At 47.6% G+C, this 7,479-nt stretch carries 7 protein-coding genes; 4 read left to right on the top strand and 3 right to left on the bottom strand.

The genetic code is table 11. From position 1 onward, the window contains the following. Positions 1 to 19: 19 nt before the first annotated feature. Entirely contained in the window at positions 20 to 1,612 is a 1,593-nt protein-coding gene (murJ, locus tag BUA34_RS14155) for a murein biosynthesis integral membrane protein MurJ (protein WP_072830678.1), read from the bottom strand. Between the two features lie 72 nt (positions 1,613 to 1,684). Between murJ and BUA34_RS14160 the strand changes: the two genes are divergently transcribed. Continuing rightward, entirely contained in the window at positions 1,685 to 2,254 is a 570-nt protein-coding gene (locus tag BUA34_RS14160) for a hypothetical protein (protein ID WP_072830680.1), read from the top strand. Positions 2,255 to 2,313: 59 nt separating this feature from the next. Here BUA34_RS14160 and BUA34_RS14165 read toward each other — a convergent pair whose 3' ends face one another. Together BUA34_RS14165 and BUA34_RS14170 are read right to left on the bottom strand one after the other, a co-directional pair. Beyond that, positions 2,314 to 3,327: a hypothetical protein gene (locus BUA34_RS14165; protein ID WP_139255959.1), complete on the bottom strand. Its 1,014-nt coding sequence runs from the start codon at positions 3,325 to 3,327 to the stop codon at positions 2,314 to 2,316. 45 nt (positions 3,328 to 3,372) lie between these two features. Then, positions 3,373 to 4,539 (bottom strand): SGNH/GDSL hydrolase family protein, encoded by a 1,167-nt coding sequence (locus BUA34_RS14170; protein ID WP_072830685.1) that lies wholly within the window; start codon positions 4,537 to 4,539, stop codon positions 3,373 to 3,375. Positions 4,540 to 4,747: 208 nt separating this feature from the next. On the opposite strand from BUA34_RS14170, the gene BUA34_RS14175 reads away from it, so the two are divergent. The 3 genes from BUA34_RS14175 (at position 4,748) to BUA34_RS14185 (ending at position 7,356) form a co-directional block, all read left to right on the top strand. After that, the gene (locus BUA34_RS14175) at positions 4,748 to 6,442 is read left to right on the top strand and encodes a vWA domain-containing protein (RefSeq protein ID WP_254794495.1); all 1,695 of its coding nucleotides are present in this window, start codon (positions 4,748 to 4,750) and stop codon (positions 6,440 to 6,442) included. 111 nt (positions 6,443 to 6,553) lie between these two features. Continuing rightward, complete coding sequence (locus BUA34_RS14180) at positions 6,554 to 7,078, top strand: adenine phosphoribosyltransferase (protein ID WP_072830687.1); 525 nt, start codon at positions 6,554 to 6,556, stop codon at positions 7,076 to 7,078. A gap of 86 nt (positions 7,079 to 7,164) precedes the next feature. Beyond that, positions 7,165 to 7,356 (top strand): hypothetical protein, encoded by a 192-nt coding sequence (locus BUA34_RS14185; RefSeq protein WP_072830689.1) that lies wholly within the window; start codon positions 7,165 to 7,167, stop codon positions 7,354 to 7,356. Positions 7,357 to 7,479: the final 123 nt, after the last annotated feature.

A 7,479-nucleotide genomic window follows, 5' to 3' on the forward strand; every position in this document is an offset into this window, starting at 1 on the left:
AATGATCTTAATGCGCGAGTTAATGAGCCAAATGCAGCTTGCGAAGAACCTTTCCTAAAAGTTCGTTCAAAATATCCTTGGCGTCTTTACTGCCGAGGTAACGCTGGACAATGAGCGTAAGCGTAAAGAGCGCGATTCCAGCGGCGCAGGCGTAAACGACGAGCGTTACAAAACCCGCATTGCGGACAAAATCTCCAGAGATGTGATCGAGACCGATGGCGGCTGCAATCATGATGCCGAAAGCGACGAGGGCGCGTGCCATGTTGAAGATTGCTTCCTTCATGCCGTCGGTGCCGTTCTTCTTAGCCCACATGAAAATCATCGAAATCACTTGCAGGATGGCGCCTGTAGCGCCGATAATCGGAACGCTCTTGATGCCGAGCCCCACTTCGGGGGCGCCAAGCAAAATGTAGGCGGGGATGGTCGCTGCAAAGATACCGGTATTCAAAAGTGTCGGAACCCACATGCGTTCGCAAGCGTAGAAGCTGCGGACGAGAACGGCCTGCAAACAAAGCCCAAGGCTCACGGGCAAGTACCAACGGAGAATTTCAGAAATCGCTTCGGTTGTTTCGCGGTGGAACGCGCCGCGTTCAAAGAGAATGCGCACTGCCGGGAAGCTCAATGCCCACACGGCGACAACAGCCGGAATCAAGATGCAGAACATGCGCGAGAGGCTCTTCCAGATTTTACGGTTCAGTTGCGGGAAGTCGCCTTCCTTGACGAGACGCGCCATGTCGGGGTAGCTCGTGACGCTGACCGAGAATCCGAATACTGCAACGAGCGTGTACATGACGCGATAAGCGTAATTGAGGCTCGAAATGCCGCTCGTGCCAAAGTTTGCGCCAAAGCTACGGATAATAAATTCAAGGCCGAACATGGAACCCACGCCAAGAGACATCGGGAGCATCATCTTGAAATAGCGGATAATGTCCGGATGCTTGGGTTCGCAAATCAGTTCGTAATGGACGCCGCCACGCTTGGCGCCAAAAATCTGGAGGGCGAAAAATCCGATGAATGCGCCGACCGGAACGCCCCAGGCGAATCCGGAGAGACCGTAATCGTTGCCGGTGTATTTACTGAGTGCGAGGCCTGCGGCACCGCCACCGACAATCGCAATGTTGTAAATAAGGCCCGTGAGGGAGGGAATCAGGAACTGCTTGCGAGTGTGCTGAACCGCGACAAGGATGCTACCGACAAAGATGAAAATCTGCCCCGGCAAAATAATGCGGCCGTAGTAAGTTGCGCGTTCCAAAAGCTCGGGCGTCACGCCATCGACGGTCAAAAGCGAGATGAGTTCCTTCATCCAGATGAACGCCGGAATCACGAGAATCAAAAGCGCAAGCCCAAACGTGTTGAGCACGTTGCTGAAGAACTTCCAGCCGGCCTTTTCGTCACCTGCGACTTTATAGCCCGTGAAAATCGGAATGAAGATAATCGACAAAAAACCGGTACTTACGACGTGGTTCAGGATGTCTGGAATCATGAACGCGAGGTCGAGAGCGTTTTTTTCGAGCGACACGCCAGCGGCGTGGGCAAGTAGCATTTCACGGAAAATCCCGAGCACGCGGCTCAGAAGCATAGAAACGGCAACAATTATAGCGGCTTTATTCATGAGTGCTGTAAAATATAGAATGGTTGAAAGTTCTTTGCTCCAGTTGTGTAATCTTTTTGTATATTTCTAAATATGAAAAAGATTCTTTTACTCATTACTTTCCTCGCCCTTGCGGCATTTGCTCAGAACTACGACACTATTGAACCGGAGAAAAAACTCCAGCGTCCGGTTTATAGTTTCCAGACGGCTGGTTTTGGCCTTTCTTTCTGGAGTAACTATAAGGATGACGTGAAGAATCCTGAAAAGGATCACGTCACGGCATTCCCGCTTATCCGCTACGGTCACATTTGGGAAATGACGACCCACGGCGCTATTACGGCGATTTCGAACTGGCATGCCGAATTTGGCACGGACTGGGAACTTGAAGGCAATATGCTTATCGGTGGCCGTTTTTCTCCGCTTGATGAAATCGTAAGTCCGTTTGTCGGCGCTGGTATTGGTCTTGGTTTCCAAGTTGACGCCTTCTTTGACGACTGGATTGGTGCTTTCGGTATGTGCTTGGGCGGTGAAGTCGGTTTGAACTTCTTCCACAATTCTGCCGTTCAGCTCGAAGCCGGTTTTGGTTTCAACATCCTTGCTACGAAGGTTGACTTTACCAAGGGCTTCAAGAGCTGGAACCTCTTCTTCGCTGTGAACTACTAATTTGCGAAGAATACTCGCGATTTTATGATGTCAAGCCCGCCTCCGAGCGGGCTTCTCCTTTATACTGCGATTTTGAAATCGTTCAGCAATGAGTTGCGCTTGATTTTGCCTTGTTGCTGTAAGCGCTCAACGAGAATTCCTGGGCGCACATGGAACAGCCCTGAAAAATGCTGGATGCAACGGCGTTCATTAAAGCGACCGCAACAGATGAGTTCACATTCTTCGGCTTCGGAAAGCATTATGTTTTGTGCAAATGTTTCAGCTTCGATTTCTTGGATGTTCTTGGCGGTAGCAGGGGTGCACTGCGCGTTCATTTGATTACCCAGTTGCAAGCAAGAGGTACGCAAGGGGTGATAAAGTACATGTGCTACTGCATGGAACAATGCTTCAAGGAACTTGGCGTCGTCCATTTTAGTTGTCGGGAATTGAATGACAGGACGATAGCCTCTCCAGTAAAAGGCGCATGTCGGAGTGGGTGCCGTGAGGAACGGTTCTACTTCGATAATTTCGATTCCGCAATTGTTCAGAGCTTCACGGGCGATGTTGCGTAGTTTTTGACCGTAAAGATAAACGTTTGTACGCAAAAATTTCAAGTTTGAAAGGATTGCTTCGTAGTCTGGAGTGTATTCGGTTGTTGAACGCTCGATGCGCAATTCGCCAAGGCGTATCCAGGCGGCGTACGTTTGCGGGTTCATGGATTGCAACGTGGTGCTGTAATAGTTTTTGAAACCTGCAATGCTTCCGATTTGCATAAAGCGGAAAATGGCGCGTACAAGGTCGGCGTCCTTGACGTTCGTGGGAATGAGCCCCATGCTTTGCAAAGTGCGGATAGGGAACTTGCGGGCCCACGGGAGAAGTTTTTCGAGTTCCTTGGATTCACGAGAGCCTTTGCGAAGTTTGTCATCGTTGTGCGAATCGTGAATAGAATTTTCTCCGAATGCGTAATCGAATGTTGCTGCCACTTCGGCAGAATTGCCTTCCATAATGCTACTACGGGTACAACCAAGACGACGCATGAGTTCGTCTTGCGTGATATGCTCCCGTTTCTGAAGTTGCTTAATGGAATCTTTCAAGCTCATAGACTTAAAATAAATATTTAATGTCTCGATTGGCGAAAATTATTTAAGCAATTCTTCGGGAACACATTCGGCCATAGCTTCGTATGCCTTGGCACTCGGGTGCAGATGGTCGCCCGAGTCGAAGCCTGCCGCAAAAGCCTTCGGATCGTCGTGCCCGCGGACAGCCTTGTCGAAGTCTACGCAGCCGTCAAAATCCGGTGCGGTTCTCAACCATTCATTAAATGCGGTGCGGATGATGTCGCGATTTTCGTTGTAGGTGCGCCAACCGTAAATCGGCAGTAGCGTGCCGCTGTAAATCTTGAGACCGAGCTTGCGTGCATGCGTGATGTAAAGTGAGCGGACGCCGTTGATGAGGTCGTCTGCTGTAGGCATGTCGCTCCAGGGGCGGAACTTGTTGACTTCGACACCGACGGGGTGGATGATGTCGTTAATGCCGTGCTGCACGATAACGGTGCGAGCTCCTGCAACGTTCATTTCAATCGGGAAGCGCGTGGCGCCTTTGAGTCCGTATGCTGCGTAGGTGATGCAACTGTATTCGCGCAAAATGCGTGTGCCGCTAACGGCGCGACGGATGATAGATACGTTGTTGAAACCTTCGCGAGCGCAACGGAGTGCGAGGTAATCGGGCCAGTCCTGTGCCGTGATAGAATCGCCAAAGCAGACAAGTGCGAAGTTCTTTTCTTCGGTGAAAATGTCGATGGTATTGAGGAAGTAAATCCAGTTGGTTTTACGTGTGAGGTCGTCGGGAAGCGTTTCGCTTTTTGCAAAATTGCCGTAGCTATACTTGCCGCCCGAAAGCGGCCCCGTGATGGCTGTACCTGCGTTCATTTGTGTGAAATCTGCAAAGTAGAGGCTTACATCGAATGTCTCACCTGCGGTTACGTCAAACGGAATTTCGTCGCTCAAGATTTCTTCGCCTGCAGGGATGCTTGCAGAATTCTTGCCGCCAAAAGTGATAGCAGTTGGAATGTAAGACTGCGCGTTTGCCGTTTGGGATTGCGCAGATTTTGCGATGTACGCTTCGCTGATGGTTACGGGCTCAGTGCCGGTGAGATTCGAAAAATGAAACCGCAATTTGCTCCCCGAAAAGCAGGCGCGAATCGGATAGCGGAGAGTTAAATCCTTGGCGTATGTAGCTTCTTTGCGGTCTGTGATGGATGTGGCATTACCCCAGCAGGCAACCCATTTCGAAAATTTTTCTGGCATATAGGCTCCGCGAAAAATGGACGACGAGCAAAAATAGATAATTTGGAGAAACTTTGCTAGGGGGTTGTTTGTGTAAAGGAATTGTGTAATTAAATGACAAAAAAATTACAATGAAAATTGTAAAAATCATTTATCTGCCTTCTTTGCAAAATCGTTGGTTTCGCAAAATCGAATGTGCTAGTTTGAAAGAAAAAACAAGGAGGACATCATGAAAAACATGAAATACAAACTGTTCGCTCTGATCGCTGTGATTGCGGTAACTGGCACATTGCTGTGTGTATTTTTCTGCGGTGGTAGCGATCATGAAAAAACAACTGACAATAAAGCCACCAGTGTCGATGAGTCCGATGACGGACGCGTGGAAGTTGCAACTGTGTACACTGTCAAAGATGACGGCCCAAGGTTGGAACGAGCGGAGGAACATGGCTCTAAAGGGATGCCAAAGGCGGCGCCTGTCGATCGCGGTGTGCTAAAATTGATGGCTTCAAGACCTGTTTCTGGAGAAGCTAAATTTGCAAAAGATATAGATAAAGTAATGAAAGAAGTAAGCGGTCTTTCTACATCGGGAAAAACAGTGCTTGGCGGAAGACGCGGGAAGTCTGCAGCGTTTAACGAAGGTTATGTTGCTGCTGGTTCAGGCGGTATTGGCGATGGTTTAGCGGGACTGCTTGGAGGGAGCGCTTCAGGTATAAAAACTTCTAAAGCGAAAACTGGAAGATCGTTAAAATCTTATGATATGTCGGTTTCTCGTGATGAACCGTCTTCAAGAAAAAGCAAGGTCCGAGTCTCTGAACGCCATGAACGAGTCGTTGAACGTGACGATGAGTCCTCTTATAGAAGAAGGCGCAGCGGTAGGAATGAAAGTCGAAGGGCGGGACTTCTCACGGCTGGCGAATGGAATGATTTGGACAATTGGAAATTTTGGACAAATCTTCTCGATGATGATGATTTCAGTGGAAAAACCGATTACTGGGATTTTTTCCCGAAAAACCTCGTAGTGGTAAGAGTGGTCGATGGCAACAGGGTCGGTATCGCCAATGTCGATGTGGAACTATTTAACAGTAATGCTATAGAGTTTACAACCAAGACGGATAATGCCGGGTATGCATATTGCTGGATTAATTTGTTCAAGGATAGCTCCAAAAAGCTTAAAGCCAAGGATTATTCGCTGAAAGTCGATGGTGATTGGGTCAAGGAATCGATTAAGCTCACTACCATGGATGATAAAAAATTAAATGTAAACGTTGTTGTCGATGATGAAATCAGACATCCGAAAGCCAAAGCCGATGTTGCATTCATCGTGGATGCAACGGGTTCCATGAGCGATGAAATTAAATTCCTCAAGTCCGATCTCAGTTACATTATTGACCATGCAAGTTCGGAAAGCAAGGTGGCATTGCGTACGGCTGCATTGTTCTATCGTGATGAAGGCGATGCTTACTTGACTCGTGCCCATGATTTCACCGATGATGCTTCTGAAACACAGGATTTTGTTTCTGAGCAGAGTGCTTCTGGCGGTGGTGATTATCCCGAAGCTGTTCATTCTGCGCTTGAAGCCTCGTTGCAGGATCTTTCTTGGAATAGATCGGCTCGCGCACGTATTGCATTCCTTATTCTCGATGCACCTGCGCACCATGAAACGGGTGTCATTGAAAGCCTTCAGGAATCTATTATGCTCTATGCAAAACATGGCATCAAGTTGATTCCGGTAGCTGCAAGCGGTGTGGATAAGGATACGGAATTTATGCTGAGATTCTTTGATGTTGCGACGGGCGGCTCCTATGTGTTCCTCACGGATGACAGTGGTATCGGCAATTCCCACATCAAGGCGTCTGTAGGTAATTACAATGTGGAAAGCCTTACGGATATCATGATTAGGCTTATCAAGAAATATGTAAAATAAGGAGGTGTTGAACGAAAAAGAATGAAAGATAAATTAAGAACGGATGAAAAGTCGTGCATGAAAAATGATGCACGATTTTTTATTATATTGAAATATAAAGTTGGAGGGTAAATCATGAAAATCGAAGACTATATTATTTCTGTTCCTGATTTTCCAAAGAAGGGTGTTCTTTTTCGCGATATTACTGGAATTTTGGGAAATGCCGATGCGCTCAAGTTGACACTCAATAGCCTTTACGAAAGGCTCGAAAAGGTTGAGTTTGATGTTGTTGCTGGGCTTGAAGCGCGTGGCTTTTTTTTCGGCGTTTCAATAGCAGAACATTTCCACAAACCGTTTGTGCCTGTGCGCAAAAAAGGGAAACTCCCGCGTGAAACTGTTGGTATCACGTACGATTTGGAATACGGTACGGCTTGCATTGAAATTCACAAAGATGCCGTTAAGCCGGGTGAACGCGTTGTGATTATCGATGACTTGCTTGCTACTGGCGGCACCGCGCAGGCTGCGATACATCTTATCGAAAAAGTTGGCGGCAAAGTGGAGTGTTGTGCTTTTATTATAGAACTTACCGATCTTAAAGGACGTGATGTTCTTTCGGGGTATCGCGTAGAATCGTTGACTCAATTCTCGGGTCATTGATTTTTAAAGACGATGTTTGGCTTTGTTGTTATTTCGTAAATAGCTATATTTTTACAAGGTGAAAATTCTTGCAGGAGATTTATGACATGGCTGAGAATCCTGATAAAAAGAACTCCGACTTGCAAGGGAACGCGAGTGCTGAAGTCGCAAAAGATTCCGTGCGAATAAAAAGAATGCGCGGTTGGCTCGGCGTGAAAAGCTCATCGTCGTTGGGCGGTTACGATGACAATGGCGGTGGCGTTGCCTATGGTGACGGGCATTCCGGCTGGAATAGGTAACATATAAATGAAAAAATCCCTCGGTTTAAATGATGTGAACCCCGAAAGTTGGACATAACTTTCGGGGTTTTCATGTATAAAAAACACACTGAAGAAGAATGGGCTACAGCCTACAAGCTTCAC

It is taken from the genome of Fibrobacter sp. UWB12, from assembly GCF_900142485.1.
GTDB lineage: Bacteria > Fibrobacterota > Fibrobacteria > Fibrobacterales > Fibrobacteraceae > Fibrobacter.

What these genes read in the sequence shown, in the direction of transcription:
- murJ (WP_072830678.1), bottom strand. Translation starts at nt 1,612, where the DNA reads ATGAATAAAGCCGCTATAATTGTTGCCGTTTCTATGCTTCTGAGCCGC.
- BUA34_RS14160 (WP_072830680.1), top strand. Translation starts at nt 1,685, where the DNA reads ATGAAAAAGATTCTTTTACTCATTACTTTCCTCGCCCTTGCGGCATTT.
- BUA34_RS14170 (WP_072830685.1), bottom strand. Translation starts at nt 4,539, where the DNA reads ATGCCAGAAAAATTTTCGAAATGGGTTGCCTGCTGGGGTAATGCCACA.
- BUA34_RS14175 (WP_254794495.1), top strand. Translation starts at nt 4,748, where the DNA reads ATGAAAAACATGAAATACAAACTGTTCGCTCTGATCGCTGTGATTGCG.
- BUA34_RS14185 (WP_072830689.1), top strand. Translation starts at nt 7,165, where the DNA reads ATGGCTGAGAATCCTGATAAAAAGAACTCCGACTTGCAAGGGAACGCG.